At 60.7% G+C, this 15,512-nt stretch carries 15 protein-coding genes and 1 pseudogene; 4 read left to right on the forward strand and 12 right to left on the reverse strand.

The annotated features are described in order from the left end of the window. From B6S44_RS01410 to B6S44_RS01435, 6 genes and pseudogenes are all read right to left on the reverse strand, one after another. Complete coding sequence (locus B6S44_RS01410) at positions 1 to 891, reverse strand: branched-chain amino acid ABC transporter permease (protein ID WP_129155011.1); 891 nt, start codon at positions 889 to 891, stop codon at positions 1 to 3. After that, on the reverse strand, positions 884 to 1,777 hold the full coding sequence (locus tag B6S44_RS01415; RefSeq protein WP_129155012.1) for a branched-chain amino acid ABC transporter permease: 894 nt from the start codon (positions 1,775 to 1,777) through the stop codon (positions 884 to 886). Before B6S44_RS01415 ends, B6S44_RS01410 begins: the two co-directional genes overlap by 8 nt. Positions 1,778 to 1,860: 83 nt before the next feature. After that, on the reverse strand, positions 1,861 to 2,946 hold the full coding sequence (locus B6S44_RS01420; RefSeq protein WP_129155013.1) for an ABC transporter substrate-binding protein: 1,086 nt from the start codon (positions 2,944 to 2,946) through the stop codon (positions 1,861 to 1,863). Between the two features lie 260 nt (positions 2,947 to 3,206). Continuing rightward, a complete protein-coding gene (locus B6S44_RS01425; RefSeq protein WP_129155014.1) occupies positions 3,207 to 3,947 on the reverse strand; it encodes a GntR family transcriptional regulator in 741 nt (246 codons plus the stop codon). A 741-nt stretch (positions 3,948 to 4,688) separates the two neighbouring features. Further along, positions 4,689 to 4,850, reverse strand: a pseudogene (locus tag B6S44_RS01430) (AtaL-like protein); the annotation flags it as partial. 49 nt (positions 4,851 to 4,899) lie between these two features. Continuing rightward, positions 4,900 to 5,781 carry an SDR family oxidoreductase gene (locus B6S44_RS01435; protein WP_129155015.1) on the reverse strand — a complete coding sequence of 294 codons (882 nt, stop codon included), beginning with the start codon at positions 5,779 to 5,781 and terminating at the stop codon, positions 4,900 to 4,902. A gap of 101 nt (positions 5,782 to 5,882) precedes the next feature. Here B6S44_RS01435 and B6S44_RS01440 point away from each other — a divergent pair, with 101 nt between their 5' ends. Then, positions 5,883 to 6,776, forward strand: coding sequence for a LysR family transcriptional regulator (locus B6S44_RS01440; protein WP_129155016.1), 894 nt, complete (start codon positions 5,883 to 5,885; stop codon positions 6,774 to 6,776). Between the two features lie 397 nt (positions 6,777 to 7,173). On the opposite strand, the gene B6S44_RS29215 is transcribed toward B6S44_RS01440, so the two are convergent. Genes B6S44_RS29215 through B6S44_RS01455 form a run of 4 tightly spaced genes read right to left on the reverse strand, consistent with a single transcriptional unit; the run spans position 7,174 to position 9,292 of the window. Next, entirely contained in the window at positions 7,174 to 7,338 is a 165-nt protein-coding gene (locus tag B6S44_RS29215; protein WP_164985674.1) for a hypothetical protein, read from the reverse strand. A gap of 33 nt (positions 7,339 to 7,371) precedes the next feature. Continuing rightward, positions 7,372 to 7,923, reverse strand: a complete 552-nt coding sequence (locus B6S44_RS01445) for a YkgJ family cysteine cluster protein (protein WP_129155017.1) — start codon at positions 7,921 to 7,923, stop codon at positions 7,372 to 7,374. Continuing rightward, on the reverse strand, positions 7,920 to 8,402 hold the full coding sequence (locus B6S44_RS01450; protein ID WP_164985675.1) for a GNAT family N-acetyltransferase: 483 nt from the start codon (positions 8,400 to 8,402) through the stop codon (positions 7,920 to 7,922). The genes B6S44_RS01445 and B6S44_RS01450 overlap by 4 nt, the downstream gene beginning before the upstream one ends. After that, entirely contained in the window at positions 8,393 to 9,292 is a 900-nt protein-coding gene (locus tag B6S44_RS01455; protein ID WP_164985676.1) for a D-alanine--D-alanine ligase family protein, read from the reverse strand. Before B6S44_RS01455 ends, B6S44_RS01450 begins: the two co-directional genes overlap by 10 nt. Before the next feature lie 285 nt (positions 9,293 to 9,577). Here B6S44_RS01455 and B6S44_RS01460 point away from each other — a divergent pair, with 285 nt between their 5' ends. The 3 genes from B6S44_RS01460 to B6S44_RS01470 all read left to right on the forward strand — a co-directional run bounded on the left by B6S44_RS01460 (position 9,578) and on the right by B6S44_RS01470 (position 11,763). Then, a complete protein-coding gene (locus B6S44_RS01460; RefSeq protein ID WP_129155020.1) occupies positions 9,578 to 10,579 on the forward strand; it encodes a D-alanine--D-alanine ligase family protein in 1,002 nt (333 codons plus the stop codon). Between the two features lie 125 nt (positions 10,580 to 10,704). Next, positions 10,705 to 11,142, forward strand: coding sequence for an SET domain-containing protein-lysine N-methyltransferase (locus B6S44_RS01465; RefSeq protein WP_129155021.1), 438 nt, complete (start codon positions 10,705 to 10,707; stop codon positions 11,140 to 11,142). Positions 11,143 to 11,394: 252 nt separating this feature from the next. After that, positions 11,395 to 11,763 (forward strand): Hcp family type VI secretion system effector, encoded by a 369-nt coding sequence (locus B6S44_RS01470; protein ID WP_129155022.1) that lies wholly within the window; start codon positions 11,395 to 11,397, stop codon positions 11,761 to 11,763. Between the two features lie 565 nt (positions 11,764 to 12,328). Here the strand turns inward: B6S44_RS01470 and B6S44_RS01475 are convergent. Both B6S44_RS01475 and B6S44_RS01480 read right to left on the reverse strand, forming a co-directional pair. Further along, a complete protein-coding gene (locus B6S44_RS01475) occupies positions 12,329 to 13,150 on the reverse strand; it encodes a sulfite exporter TauE/SafE family protein (protein WP_129155023.1) in 822 nt (273 codons plus the stop codon). 931 nt (positions 13,151 to 14,081) lie between these two features. After that, positions 14,082 to 15,305, reverse strand: coding sequence for an FAD-dependent monooxygenase (locus B6S44_RS01480; protein ID WP_129155024.1), 1,224 nt, complete (start codon positions 15,303 to 15,305; stop codon positions 14,082 to 14,084). Between the last annotated feature and the right edge of the window lie 207 nt (positions 15,306 to 15,512).

Raw genomic sequence — 15,512 nt, forward strand, 5'->3', positions numbered from 1 at the left:
TCAACCACGGATGCTGCCCACCTTCTCGGGGATAAGCCCCTGCGGCCGCAGCAGCAGGAAGCCGAGCAGCCCGCCGCCGATGAGAGTCAGGCGCATCGCGGCGACGTATTCGGAAGGCAGGGCGAAGAAGTCTTTGGCGAAGGGCACCGCCGCGAAGAGCATCTGGGTCAGGATCGCGCCGACGACCACGCCCGCATGGCTGCCGAGCCCGCCGATCACCACCATCGTCCAGACCACGAAGGTCTCGGTCGAGAAGAGTTGGTCGGGGCCGACGAAGGTCATGTAATGAGCAAAGAGGAAGCCCGACAGCGCAGCCGGGACCGCTGCCACCAGCATGGCGCTCCGGCGCAAGCCGTCGAGATCATAGCCGAGCGAGGCGGCGAATTGCGGCTCCTCGCGCATCAGCCTGAGCGATAATCCGAACTTGCTCTGTGTCAGGCGGTGGAAGAGCCACCAGGTCGCGGCCAGCAAGGCGAGCGTGACGCTGAAGAGGATGAGGTGGCCCTGCAGCCGGGTGCTGCCGGTGAAGAGCTGCGGAAGGCCGCTGATGCCCTGCGCACCGCCGGTCAGCCAGGTCTCATTGGTCGCGATGGTGAGCAGGATCTGGCCGATCGCCAGCGTCGCGATGCCCCAGTAGTCGGAGCCGAGGCTGCGGCCGAGCCGCGCGAAGAACAACGCCACGAGACTAACCAGCACAAGGCCGAGCAGGAGACCCACGACCGGGCCGAACTGGTTGTTGAAGGCGAGCGCCGCGCCATAGGTGCCGCAGCCGAACAGTGCGATCTGGCCGAAATTAACGAGCCCCGCGAAGCCCGTTTGCAAGTTGAGGCTGAGCGCCAGCAGCCCGTAGAGCGCTGCGATGGTGGCGACGTGGAGCGAGAATTCAAACACGCTTCACCTCGTTCACGAACAGGCCATAGGGCCGGAAGAGCAGGGCCACGACCAGGATCAGGAAGGAGGCCGCGGCGATGTAGTTGACCGGGATAAACAGGAAGGACTGGCCGACCAGCGGGCCGAAATTGATCGCGGCGGCGAGTGTCTCGGCAAAGGAGATGACGAGCGCGCCGAAGATCGCGCCTATCGGATTGCCGAGCCCGCCGAGGATGGCGGCGGCGAAGACCGGCAGCATCAGGTCGGGGCCGAGTAGGATATTGAGCTCGCTCTTGATCGCGATGCCGGTGCCGCCGAGCGCCGCGAGCATGCCGCTCAGGAAGATGATCACCCGCACGACTAGGCGCGCATCGATGCCGGTCGCCCGCGCGAGGTTCGGATTGGCGGCGGTGGCGCGCATGCAGCGGCCGATATCGGTGCAGAACAGCAGCAGCGCGAGCAGGATGAAGGCCGTCAGGCTCATGGCGAGCGAGATCATCTGCGTCAGCGTGACATTGCTGCCGAAGACGTCGAAGAGCGCCGTGATCGCGAAATCGAAATGGCGGGTGTCGGGACCGGCGGTGACTAGGAGGGTCGCGGTGAACAGCATGCCGACTGCGAGCGAGCCGATCATCGCGATGGCCGAGCCCGACTTCAGCAGCCGCTCGAAGACGAGCAGGTTCAGCGCGACGGCGAGGACGCCAACGAAAAGGCAGGCCGCCGCCACAGCGAGCGCGAAGGGAATGCCGCTGCGGGCGATGAGATAAGCGAGGAACGGGCCAATCGTCGCATATTGGACGATGGCGATATTGGGAAACTTGACCAGGGAGTATCCTGCGCTGAGCGCGACCGCGACGAGCGCGATGTCGCCTGCCCGCAGCAGGAGATCGACCAGAAACTGAACCATGCTTTGCTTAGCCTTGCGGGAGCGTTCGCTGCGATGTGGCCACACCGCCGAGCGCGGCGGTGTGGCCGGGATCGGTGCAAGGATCAGCGCTGCTCCATGCCCTCAGCGCCGCGTCTGAGCTTCAGATAGGGCTGCAGCATACGCTGGCGGTCGGCATCGAAGGCGATGGTGCCGGTGGCGCCCTCATAGCTCTTGCCGACCTCCATCAGCGCGGCCTTGACCGCCTCGGGCTCCGCACTGCCGGCCTTGTTGGCGGCGGCGGCGAAGACCTTCACCGCGTCATAGCCATAGCCGCTGAAGGAGGTCTTGAAGCCCATGCCGTATTTCTTCCTGTAGGCCTCCTCATAGCCCTTGCCGTTGGCGCCGATGAAGTTGAGATCCATGCCGTACTGGCCGGTGACGAACTCGGGCTTGCTGTCAGCGGTGCACATGGTGAAATAGATCGCGTACCAGGGCGTCCTGTTGACGCTGAGTTCGAAGGACTCGCGGTTGATCAGTGCAGCGTCCTTGCCATAGGCCGAGTAGATGAAGGCGTCGGGCTTGAACTGGGCCGCCTGCTGCAGTTCGCGACGATAGGAGGTCTGGCCTTCGGTGTAGAGCAGCGTCGAGGCGACGCTGCCGCCGATTTTCTCAAACTCCTCCTTGAAGCCCTCGGACATGCCATGGCCATAGGCGTTGTTGGGGCCGATCACGACGACCTTCTTCCAGCCCATCGCGAGCGCATCGACCGCTGAAAACCTGCTGGAGACCGCCTCGAGGCCGATCACGCTGAACGAGGTCGGACCGATCTGACGGACCTTGTTGCTCGATGAGCCGGCATTGATGTGGATCTTGCCTTCCTGCATCAGATACTGCGCCATCGGCAGGGTGATGCCGGAAGAGTATTCGCCGATCACTGCCGGCACCTTGTCGACAGCGACGAGCTTCTTGGCGGCGTCCAGCGCGGAAGGCGGTCGCCCGCCCGAATCCTCGACGATGACCTTGAGCGGCTTGCCGAGCACACCTCCGGCGGCGTTGACCTCTTCAACTGCGATCTCGATGCCGCGGCGCTGGTCCTCGCCCTGCGTCGCACTGGCGCCCGAGAGCGGGATGATCGCGCCGATCGTGGTCTGTGCCGCCGCCGGAACGGCGGTCAGAAGGCTCGTCGCCAGAAGCAGTGCTGCACGCATGTTCGTGTCCCCTCTTCAACGTGGACGTCGTTGCGTCCTGAAGTGAGTACACTTTATAATTCTCTTATTGATGCACAATCTGAAATGTTGTGCAGACGCTGCCTGCGCACCGGGCAGGCTGGGTCGTTTCGCGGCAGAAAGTGGAGATTCCGGCGATTTTTGCGGCAAGCGGCGGATGGCAGCCCGGGTTGCCCGCGAAACTGACGATTTGTAGCGCGAAGCGGAGGGCCGGAAGGCCCCTGGGATCGCGCCGCCCGTCCTCAGGCGGCCTTGCCAAAGAAGATCAGGGCGAGGCCGCGGGTGGCGACATCGATGGCATGGGCCGAGCTCAGCGTGATGTGCTTCTGCAGGATCGCTGCGCCTTTGGCGGCGTCGCGCCGGCGCAGGGCATCGATGATCGCGGCGTGCTCCTGGTAGCTTCCGGTCCGCTGCGCCAGAACCTCAAGGTTGACGCGGCGGAAGAACCGGATCCGGGAGGCAAGCGCCTCGAGTGCGGAGGCCATCTGGGGGTTCTTAGACAACCGCGTCAGCGCCATGTGAAAGGCCTCGTCGGCGAGCGCGATCTTTGCCCAGGAGCCTTGCTCGTCGAGATCGCTGTGTTGTTCCCAGGCTGCGACAGTCGCCTCGATCTCATTGTCCGAGGCGCGCTCACAGGCGAGCACGAAGGCGGTGCATTCGATGGCGGCACGCAGTTCGTAAAGGTCTCGAACAGCGTCGGGCGTCAGATTGCGCGCGTAGAAGCCCTTGTTCGGCACCGAGACGACGAAGCCGTCGCTTTCCAGCCGGTTGAGGGCTGCGCGGACGGGCGTCCGGCTGACGCCGAGTTGCGCGGCCAGCTCCACCTCGTTGATCTTCTCGCCGGGCCGGAAACGGAAGTCGATCGCGAACTCCTTCACGATTCCATAAATGCGCTCGACACTGTCGGCCGCGCGCCCGCGCGGCTTGGTCTGGGGGCTCCCCCGGCCGGCGTCGGGTGCCTTCGCGCTTTGTCGAGTGGCCACTATGCGTCGCTCCTATCTGCCCGGCATAGAGCCTAGCAGGGACACAAGCATATAAGGCAGATGTGCATCACAAACTAGATTCAGTTGATGTAGGCGATCGATCGCCCCCAGATCGTCTCTGGCTCGGATGTGCCCGCGCCAAATTGCAAAGTTTCATGCAAGCGCTCATCGCTGAGCAAAGATGACCGCCAAATCGTGAACGTCTGCTTTGGGGCAGATCGCTAACGTCAGCTAGTGGCGCGATCCTGACCAATGGGGCTGGCACCGACTACGTCTGTATGCGGCCAAGGCCAGCCATCTGCGCGAGTCGACACCAGCGACCGTTGTTTGCGCTCTTTGCCGTTCGGTGGGTCTGTCGAACGTTGGAGGGGGACGAACACCATCGAGTGTGCGAGGCGGGGAAGGGGGCTTCTTTACCCGCAGAATGGCCCCTGCAAGCTGAAGATGTGCATTTGCGTTTTACCCCCCGTCGGACAGCGGTCGGACAGGTCGGAGAAAATTCGCAAGCCTCTCATTTCAGTGGAGATTCAAGTTGAAGCGTGATCCATCGTGTTTCAGAATACCCATGTGGTACCGTCTGGATAGTTGTGAATCAGTATAATAATATTAATTCTTATTATTTTTCAAGTAATTGTTCAATTTTAGAAATCAGTAGCGTCGCTAAGTGGTATATGTGCCGTGTGACTCCGCGTGATTAATAATCGCCAATCATGGTGTAACTTCCGTGATACTCCGTAATCCCGTTTGATCACGGATTCTGCTTCGTGAAGCTCGCCTTTCCAATACGCAGCGGGTGCACAGGCCCGGCGGCAGAAACAGGCGGGCGTCGCGGGCCTTGAGCTCCAGGCCGGCCCAGGCTTGGGCCTGGGTCAGCTTGGTTTCGCCTTCCGGGTTCACCGGCACAGTGGCAGTCGATAGATCATGGTCGCCGTCCTTTTGAGGGCCTAAGCGGTCAGGCCGGCTTCGTGTCGGTCGCTGCCATCTGAATTGCGAAATCGCGGTAGGAGTGCAGCGGGCGGCCGAGGATACTGGTCAGACGCTCGACGTCGCCGATCTCCGGGATCATGCCGTCGCTGACGAAGCGCTCGGCCATCAGGCGCATCTCATAGGCCATCCACTTCGGCATGATGTTCGCGAGGTTCTGCTCGAACTCGGTGGGATCATCGCCGCCATAAGAAACCGGGCGTCCCAGGACATCTGACCAGATCATGGCCACGTCCGAACCGGTCAGCGTATCCGGGCCGACAAGGTTGATGGTCTCGATCGGCAGCTTTCCCGGGGCCTCCTTGCGACGGATCAGCTCGATCGCTGCGATCTCGGCAATGTCGCGGGCGTCGACCATGGCAATGCCCTTGCTGCCGATCGGCATCGGATAGACGCCATAGTTGACGATGACATCCTTGATCATGAGGTCGTTGTCGATGAAATAGGCCGGACGGAGGATCGTGGCGCTGAAGCCCATCTGTTCGATCATCCGCTCTGCGCCGGACTTCACCGCAAAATGCGGCACGTTCACAAAACGATCGGCGTGGATCACTGACAGATAGACGACCCGCTCGACGCCTGACCCGCGGGCAATGTTCAGGGCGATGAGAGCCTGGGTGAATTCGTCGCCCGAGACCGCATTGAGCAGGAACAACGTGCTGACGCCATTTAGCGCGGTGCGCAGCGAGTCGAGATCGAGCAGATCGCCCTGCACGACCTCCACGCCGGCCGGGAATTTCACCTTCGAGAGATCGCGGGTGAGCACGCGCACGCCGGCACCGCGCTCCACGAGTTGCTGGACGACATGGCGGCCAACCCGGCCGGTGGCGCCGATAACGAGGATGGTCATGGGAAATCTCCGTGTGTCTGAATTGACACCCAGAGATTTATCGATCCACATTCGATCCAATAGCCGTCGAATTTGGACAGAGTGTCTCACAGATGGAACGGATGGATCTTCTGGCCCTTGCCGATTTCAATCTCGTCGCGCGCCACGGAGGATTTGGGCGGGCTGCTCGCGCTGCCAGCCGCCCCAAGGCGACATTGTCCCGCCGGGTCGCCGAACTCGAAGCTGCCCTCGACTTGCGTCTGTTCGAGCGCGGAGGGCGCGCGTTGAAGCTCACCCAGGAAGGTCGAGCGCTCTACGAGCGGACCGCCGCGCTGCTCACTGAACTCGACGAGTCTGCGGCTGCAGTTGCGTCCGGAGGGCACACGCCACGCGGGCGATTGCGGATCAGCGCGCCCTTACTGTTCTCGCAGATCGCAATGGGGAAGCTCGCAGCCGAGTTCGCTGCAAGGTTTCCGGAAGTTCGGCTCGAGGTCACGACCGAAGACCGACCGGTCGACATGATCGAGGAAGGCTACGACCTTGCGATCCGCGTCAATCCAGATCCCGACGAGACCCTCGTTGGCCGTGCGTTCTTGCGGGATCGTCTGGTGGTGGTCTCCAGCCCTGTTCTCGTTCGGCCGAATGACGGCTCCCCAATCCCCGCAGTGGTGCGCGGGCCGTTTGACCGTACAGATTTCTGGAAGATCGTGACCTCAACCGGGAGTTCGAGCATCAGGATCGATCCCGTCTTGAGCCTGTCATCCATCATTATGGTCCGCGACGCGGTTCGGGCGGGTGCCGGCGCATCGCGCCTCCCCATATCGCTCGTCAGTCATGATCTGGCGGCAGGGACCCTTGTTCATTGGGGCGACGTCGACAGCCCAGAAATCGCTCTATGGACCCTCTACCCCTCTCGCCGCCTGCTGAGCGCTCGCGTCTCGGCGTTCCTCGATCACATCAGGGCGGCCTTCCCAACCGGCTCGCCGCATGAGCTTGCTGCCTACATCGGCAAGTGAGGTGCAAACGCTGGAGCTTTCCCAAACGCCTTCAGTAATATCCATCGCCAAGGTATTAAGCTCTCTTCAACGGCTTCGAAGTGGGTCGAGAACTGATTCCCGATGCCGGCTTAGAAATGTCCGCTTCGTGGTCATGTGCCAACTTCCGGTTCTGGCGCATTTCAACCGGGAAGGAGAGGGCAGTTGTGGTGGCCTCTTCCTGACGTCCGGAACGTCTGCTCGCAGGTAGGCCAGCTCGGCATGGAGAAGCGCGGCCAGGCTAGACCATAACGGACGCTCCCAACGGCCGCCCTTGAACGAGCGTTTGAGGCAACGCCGTTGTCCGTGACGAAGGCGCCGTCCTCCCAGCGCATTGCGATGCCGTCGCCGGTCTTTCCATAGTTCGCCTTCTTGACCGTCAGTATCCGTTGATCAGAGTCCGGTACTGCCCCTGCTCGTTTTTGGTTAGGCGCAGGCCGCAGAGACGCAGGCCGTCCAGTATCTCGATGTCGAAGTGGCCTAGCGTCGGCCCGGCCTCTTTGGCTGCCGAAATAGTCGGCGCTTCGCCAGGACGGTCGGCCATTTGTCGATCGCCGTCCGACAAGATTCCAATTTTTCAGCTTTCGAACGGACCTTCATGGTCATTCGCGAGTTTTTTGATCAGCTCGATCTCTTCACGAAGCGACACGACGGCCGCTACGGTTGTCGATAGGGGGTCTAAGCAAAACAGATCCCAAAGCTCGCGGTTGTGTCCTTTCTGCCGGACCTGCCAGCGGCCCTTGGTATCTTTAGCGATCGGGAAGAGTGAGCAAGGCAACGGCTTGTATCGATATTTGTCGCCTTCTTCGGCGCCGACCCGGTGCAGCACACAACCCTGATTGAAGAACACGCACCAGCTGGAGACGACGCGTAGCATAGGCTGGTCGCGCAGACCTCTGCGGCTGAGGTAGCCGTGCTTTTTGACAAGCTTCCGGGCTTCGGGACGCATTTCCGGCAGGAACTTCGATAGATTGGCATTGATGCGACCAGACTCCGCCCTGGTGACCGGCGGCCGGCCGTTTCTACAGCAGATTCCGGCGCATCCGCGACCGTAGGTGCACTCGAACCTCGCTGAAGCCGCGTTGGAGATCAGCGTGTCAGCGGTCTTCTCGCTCTGGATTTCGTTCATTCGCGCGTGTCTCCCGTCAGTACCTTACTGAGGATGACGCAATCGTCTCCTGGCCCATAGAAGCCGGCAATACGGCCGGCCTCAATGAAGCCGCCTAGCTCGTAAAAGCGTCTGGTCTTCGCGTAGTCGGCCCGTCCGCTAGTTTCGACGACGAGACACGTCCCCCCCTGTGTACGGATCGCAGCCTCGACGGCGGTCTGTAGTGCTCGCCCGACGCCTGCACTCTGCGCTTGGCTCCGAATGCAGATCCAATAAAGATACCAAGATGTTGTGGTCAAAGGCGCGGGCCCGAAACAGGCATAGCCATCCAGTTGATCATCGGTTTCTATGGCCAGCAAGGCGTATTCTCCGTCGAGGCCGGCATCGACCATTGCCAGCGCGACGCGAATCTCCTCTTCACTGAACACACTGCACGCGGCGAGGATTTCTTCCACGCACGGCCGGTCGGTGGACCGGAGCAGCCTTATCGTCACGCCCATTCGATCTGTCGGCGCAGGAAGCCCTCCCATGTCCAACCGACCTCCTCTGCCGCTCGGACGATGCCGACGCCAACGCCGAGATTGGGATTTGGATTGATGTCGAGGACGAACGGCCGATTGGAAGCATCGAGCCTGATGTCGACTGTAAGGTAGCCGCGCGCACCGACGGCCCGCCAGGCTGCAACCGCCACTGCGAAGATGCGGTTGCGCAATTCTGATTCAAGTGTCGAATAGCAGTAGGGCGAGTCGAGAAACTCCTGACTGCCTTCCTCCCACTTCGAAACATAGGTGCTCAGGCGCAGCCCGTTTAGAAACCGTGTCTCGCAATAGGAGAGGTTGTCGGGCTCGTCTCGGCCCCATAGCGCGACCATGAATTCGCGCCCGGGAATGAACGCTTCGATGACGGCCCGGCCGGGGAGCCTTGCGAGTGCACAGGCCATCTGCGTTTCGGTCTCACACACTGAATCGAGGTCGATGTGGACCGATGCATCCTCATCCGCCGGCTTGACGATGCAAGGGAAAACGCCGTTGGGCGGCACCGGGATACCAGTTTCCGTTAGGACGGCCCGGGTCCTGTCCTTGCGGCGGCACAAGGCAAGGGTCTCGCTGCCGCAACCGGTGAAGCGCACGCCAAGCCATTCCAGGACAGCGGCGGCATGAGCCTCCAAATCCGAACGCCCGAGCGGCGCCTCACAGAGGTTGAATACAACGGCGGGACGATGGGACGCCACCGCTTCGACGATCTCGCTCACCTCCCCCCGAACGCCCACAACGCGCGCCTCCGGGATCGCCTCGGCAATGGCCGCCGCCGTCTCGCTGAGGTCGAACTCATAGGGCGAGCGCTCCGGTGGGCCGGCGGGCGGCAAAGTGTGGAGCACAAGCACCGTCATCGCGTGAAGCAGCCATATAGTCGGCTTCGGCACAAGGGGTGAAGGTCTGCTTAACCAGTCGCAGCGCGGCCAAGATCCCAGTGCGCTTCGACACGGTCCGCCCCGCTTGATCTCGACCCGTGGATACATGATCGTGTCATTACGAGCGTGAACCGTTGGTCAGCTCAAAGGCCAAGCCATGAAGATCACTTCGACCGCCGGTCGGCGCCCGAGCCTCACGATGTTCCCGTCGCAGGCGTGCGCAGCGCAGCTTGGCGAGACCGGTGCTTTTCTAGGTTCGTTTTGGTGAGAGTAGCGATCCTGCACAATCTGCGGCCCGAGCAGTCTGTCGGCGCATTTCCCGACGACATGTACGAGGAGTACGACACCAGCGATACCATTTCAGCAATCTGCGCCGCACTCGCTGATCTCGGCCTGACGCCGGTGCCTCTTGTCGCTGATCGGCAATTGCCTTGCAAACTGCAAGATGGGCAGTTCGACTTTGCCTTCAACATCGCCGAGGGCGCCGGCCGACGATGCCGCGAAGCAGTGGCAGCCGCCCTGTGCGAACTGCTCGAGATTCCGTTCACCGGCTCCGATGCGCTGACTTTGGCCGTGGCACAGGACAAAGCGGTTGCGCGTCGCATTGTTTCGCCGGAGGTACTTGTCGCGCCGGGCCGTCTGGTCGAGCCGGGTAGTTCGGACATGAGCGATTTTCGACACTTGCGCTACCCGGTCATCGTCAAGCCGAACGACGAAGGCTCCAGCAAAGGTATTGGGCCGGGCGCGATCTGCGGTTCGCTCGAAGCGGCGTTGGAGCGGTGTCGTTGGCTTGGCGAGAACTATGGCGCACCGGCGCTCATCGAGGAGTTCCTTCCTGGCGTCGAGATCACCGTCGGCGTGTGCGGGAATGGATCGGAACGGCGAATTCTGGGGGTCATGGAAATCGCACCAGCCGACCCGGGGATGGACGGAAACCGTTTCATTTATGACGTCGGCACGAAGCGGGACTGGCGTCGCCGCGTACGCTACCATGTCCCGGCGCGCTTGCCCGCCCAGACCCTGTCGATAATAGAAGCAAGCGCGTTTGCTGCAGCGCGGCTCCTGGGTTGTCGCGATCTGGCTAGAATCGACTTCCGCCTCGATGAACACGGCGTGCCGCATTTCCTCGAATGCAATCCTCTACCAGGGCTCGATCCCGAGCAGGGTGACATCGTCATCATGTGTCGTGGCAGCGTGCCTTATGCAGAGCTTGTCCAAGGCATAATTTTGGACGCAGGCCGGCGGCTCGACATCCCCATCCGGTGAGCACATCGATGATTTTGCGCCGCCTTCCGCCCTCGTAAGGGCGAGCCGCTAAGGAGCCCGAAAAAGAAGAGAAATCGCTGATGGCTTCACCGCCAATCGGCAGGCGGCGAATATAGGAGCGGTTAATGTCATCGCCACATGCAGTCGAAAATTCCGAGGAAGACAGAGAGTGGCCCAGCGAAATCGGCAACCCGGCCGGCACGGATACACACACCACCGAGTTCTCATTCGTTTTGCGTGCGAGCCCATATGGGGTCGGCGTCTTTGCCGCCCATCCCATTCGGAAAGGGACGATTCTACGCCTCTACAACGAACTGGAAGGTGCTTCGGTCGCAAAGCGTGTTAGAGTCGAAGAAGTGCCTGGCGAATTCATAAAATACTGTATCCCCTGTCTTGAGCAAGGATGGGTCTCCCGGCCGATGGACTTTGGTAAAATGGATCTGGTCTGGTTCCTAAATCATGCCCATGACCCAAACGCAGCGCCTGACGGGGAATATAAGTACACTGCCTTGCGCAACATCAAGGCTGGCGAAGAAATCATGATTGATTATGATACCCTCTAGCAACTTATCAGATATCTGATCCGCCTCTGGCTATGGACGGCGCTTCAATAGTCATTCGGTCCCAGATCGAATTAAGCTTTAAATTGGGACGCCGGGCCGAAGGAGAGTGTAACTTCCGCGGCCGGGCCGCCAGTGCGGCTAGAGCACCATATAGGGTGCGCGCACGGCAACACGTCGATTTTACGCTTTCTCGCCAGACGACTTCGCTGTAGCGTTGCGAGTTCTGAGATCGAGCAGACGGGGGGCGGCCCGATGCCAATTTATGTTTCATTCAGTTTGCCGGTCGGCAGTTATTGCGAAGCAATCTCTGCGTCATTAGGGGCTTCAACATCTCCAACAGCGGGCGGGGTTCAGCGACTCGCCCAGGCGAGAGACTTATATTTTTCGAAACAACAGGATGAGCTGAGTCCGAAATTGTTTCTCGCCAGCGCGAAAGGTGCGCACTTCCCCTGGGTTTGGGTCGAGTTGTACAAGAAAGCCGCCGGCCTGCCCTATTTAACGTACAAGCTCACTGATGCTATTATTATGTCGTACCAATTTTCGGCGTATCCCAGTAATGATATGAAGCAAACTGAAACTATTAGCCTGGATTTCGCAGATATAAAAGTAGAATATCGATAAATATTCACTAGCATTCCCTCTTGGAACAACGCGCGGACAGCCTGTATCTACCTCCCAACACTGGTTCATCTCAATGGCACCGCATGCCCCCGCGTCAGAGGGGTCCCGCTTGGATGCCGATCGCCCCGCCAACGCTGTTCTTATTCCACGCCGATGCGTAATGGATCGTGTCGCAGCGCATTCTCCGTACTGATGAGGGCAATGGCGGTCCAAGAAACATCGAACCGGTTGCGATCATCGTAACGCTGCTTTCAGGCCACGGCCTTGAGCGACTGGGCGCGTAGTGACGCTGCCCCCAGTAGCATCTCGGTCAGCGATGCCGAGGTGCTCGATTCCTTGAAGGCCTTGGGCACGGTCCGCCCGGGTGGCTGCAGCTTAATGGGACACTTTCAATATTCCTCAAGGGGTCGCCGACGGACTTCGGCTTCGCGACGCGGGAATGTCCGCTTGGAGGTGTTATTCCAATGTCTTCTCGTGGCGCGAGGCTGCCTCGAAGGACCCTGCCATGGCAAATGGCCGGAGTGGGTCGAGCGCGGACTTAGGGATATCGAAGCCCGCCACGCTCCTAGCGACCGAAGGCGGCCCAGAGCATCGAGACACCCACGACCACCAGGAACACCGCGAAGATTTTCTTCAAGGTTCTGGCCTGGAGATTGTGCGCCAGCTTCGCGCCCAGCGGGGCTGTTAGGGTCGCCACGCCGCCGATCAGAACCAAAGCGGGCAAGTTGATATAGCCGATACTCAAAGGGGGCAGGCCCGTAGTGTTCCAGCCGGAGATCAGGAATCCCAAGGTTCCGGCCAGCGCGATCGGGACCCCAATGGCAGCGCCAGTCCCGACGGCGGTATGCATCGGCAAACCAAATGCTGCCAGCGTCGGGACGCTGAGAGCACCGCCACCTGTTCCCATCAGCGCGCATAAATACCCGATGACCGCGGCGCATATCCGATGGGCTGTCGACGAGCCGTTCACACTGCTCATCAGGCGCTGCTGGAAGGGCAGAAAAATGTTGGCGGCGATGAAAAAGGCCATGAATCCCAATACCGCCTGAAGCACCTTCCCCGAAAAAATGCCTGCGGACAGTCCTCCGGCCAGCGTGGCCATGAAGATGACCGGCGCCCAGAGCTTGAAGGTGGACATGTCCAGCGCTCCCTTCACGTAGTGAGACCGAGCGCTGGTGATGCCGATCGGTATGATGATGGCCAATGAGGTTGCAACGGCCACGTGCTGGCCTATGTCGCCACCGAACCCCATCGTGGCCAGAGCAAGGGCAAGTGCTGGAACGATGATGCCTCCGCCGCCAATACCCAGCAGGCCGGCGAGGATGCCCGATAGTGCTCCAGTCACGAGCAATCCCGCCGCGAACGGAAGAAGTTCCGAATGACCCATTTCGATGGTCCCTGGCGCAATCGGCGGCGTCTGCCAGACGCATGAAATGGCTGTGCGCCAATGCGGTGTCTCTTAAGCGCCAGCGAGAGCGGTCAGCAATACCCTCGAAAGCCGGTCGATCGTACCTCAACTGCATGAGGAACTGTCCAAATCTCGATATCGGCGCCTACGCGGATTCCGCGTGAAATGACAGAGTCTGCAACGGGTCGGAGGCAGATCTGGCGTCCACGAATGCGAACGTCCGGTTCCAGGCAATGAGCCAAAGTCCGCTCTTGGCATTTCAGTCAGGGAAGAGAGCTGCTCTGGCGCAATCCGCCCAAAGGGCAGGCGGCGCGCGTCCGCAAGAGGCCAAGCGAGCTGTCGACACCTGCGGAGGGCAGAGAGCCGTCGCGTCTGCGAGGGAGGGAAGGGGACTTCTCTGCTCTCCGAATGGGGCCCGTGAAGCTGGCCTTGTACATTCGCGTTTTGCCATCCGTCGGGCAGCAGGTTGCCAGGTCGGAATGCGTTCGTAAGCGCCTGGTTTCAGAGGGGATTTAAATCGAAGGGTGATTCATCGTGATTCACAATGCCCGTGGGGGGCCGAGCGGGATTTTGTGGACCAGTATATAAAAAGGCCAAATCTTGTTGTTTTTCAACTATCTGTTCAAAATGTAAATTTAACAAGGGTCGCTAATTGGTATATGTCGAGCGTTACTGCTTGTGACAAATACTCAATAATCAGGTTTGAGCTGCCGTAATACTCGACAATCCTGCTGGATCACGGATTCCGCATCGTGAAGCCCGTCATATCTTATTGGCCAGAGATGAACAGCCCGCCAGCGCCCGGTCGTCACCACCTCTTCGCTTTTCTCGACGCTGGTATGGCCTTACGTCGAAAAGCGGACAACGGTTGCGTAGATCGGTCTTTCCCGGGAGCGCTGGGTGGCTCTCGTCAGGCGGCGAATTCGGAACTGCTCGCGTCTCGCACCGTCGTCAGCGCATCGAATGCGTGGATCCAGCCGAAATCGTCCGGGAACCTCGACACCCGCCGATCGCGATCCGCCAAGGCCGAGCTTTCGTCGGGGAGGTGCAGCAGGTCGTTCGTCGCGCGCGAGCTGAGCTGAATGATCCTCGTTCGCGACCGCCGAAGCCGCTGATAGCGCGACATCATGGCTTCGATCTCATCCCGCCGCGTCGACGTCAGCATTTCGGCGAGCGTGATCGCATCTTCGATGGTCGTGTTGGCACCTTGGCCATGGTGCGGCCCCATTGCATGGGCGGCATCGCCGAGCAGAACCGCACGGCCTCGCCACCACTGTCGCAGTGGCCGTACCGTGAATAGCGCCCATCGCACGCGATGCTCGACCGCGGCAACCATTTCAGTGACGGCCGGGTGCCAACCCTTAAATGGCGCCAGAGCGGTCGATGGCTCGACAGGAGCCTGCCAGCCCTCATGCGACCATGTCTTGGGACCTTCGACGACAGCGAAGAAGTTCACATCCTGAGCCCGTTCGCCGATCGCATAATGTAGCAGATGAGCGCCGGGGCCCATCCAGAACTGGATGGCCTGTGGGTCGGGAAGCGACGGCAATTGCTTGGCAGGCACAATGCCGCGAAATGCACTGGTTCCCGAGTAAATGGTCTCTTCTCCGCCGATCACATATCGGCGGACCAAGGAACGGACCCCGTCCGCGCCGATGACCAAATCTGCCTCTGCGATGCGGCCATTGGCGAAACTGAGGCTCATGATCTGATCGTGCTCGGAGAGCTCGGTCAAGCGGTGGCCGAGTTGAAGACCCGCTCCCGCCAGCGCGCCGGACAAAATCCGCTGGAGGTCGGCGCGATGAATTCCGAAATAGGGTGCTCCGAAACGCTTCTGATAAGCGAGATCATCGTGAACGGGGAAAGCTGCGATGCGATGCCCCTTCCGCCAGTCGCGATAGATCAGTTCACTAGGCTCGGTTGAACAGCCGGCGATGAGGTCGAGCACGCCAAGACGACGCAGTTCCCGCGTCGCGTTGGCCGAGAGCGCCACCGCTGCCCCGATTTCACTGAGTTCGGACGCCTGTTCGTAAACGGTCGCCTCAATGCCGCGCTGTCGCAATGCAAGCGCAAGCGTCAAGCCACCGATCCCTCCCCCGACAATGGCAATCCGCAGGTTCCGGCTGTTCTTCATGGCTGTCTGCGCCTCGTTTTGACACTGCTCGTTACCGTGAAGAGCGGGCCCGGCGTCTCGATCCCACTATGGGCCCTGAAGGCGATTTTTCTGGCGGGCCTGCTTGCCTTGCACCGTGGCGAGATGCCGAGATGGCGTTCGAGGATCCGTGAGGGCGCCTCTGCTATGCAGCAAGCTCGATGAGGAAGTCTGGTTGGGCCTGACACC

The organism is Allobosea sp. Tri-44, from assembly GCF_004123845.1.
In the GTDB taxonomy this organism is placed as follows: Bacteria; Pseudomonadota; Alphaproteobacteria; order Rhizobiales; family Beijerinckiaceae; genus Allobosea.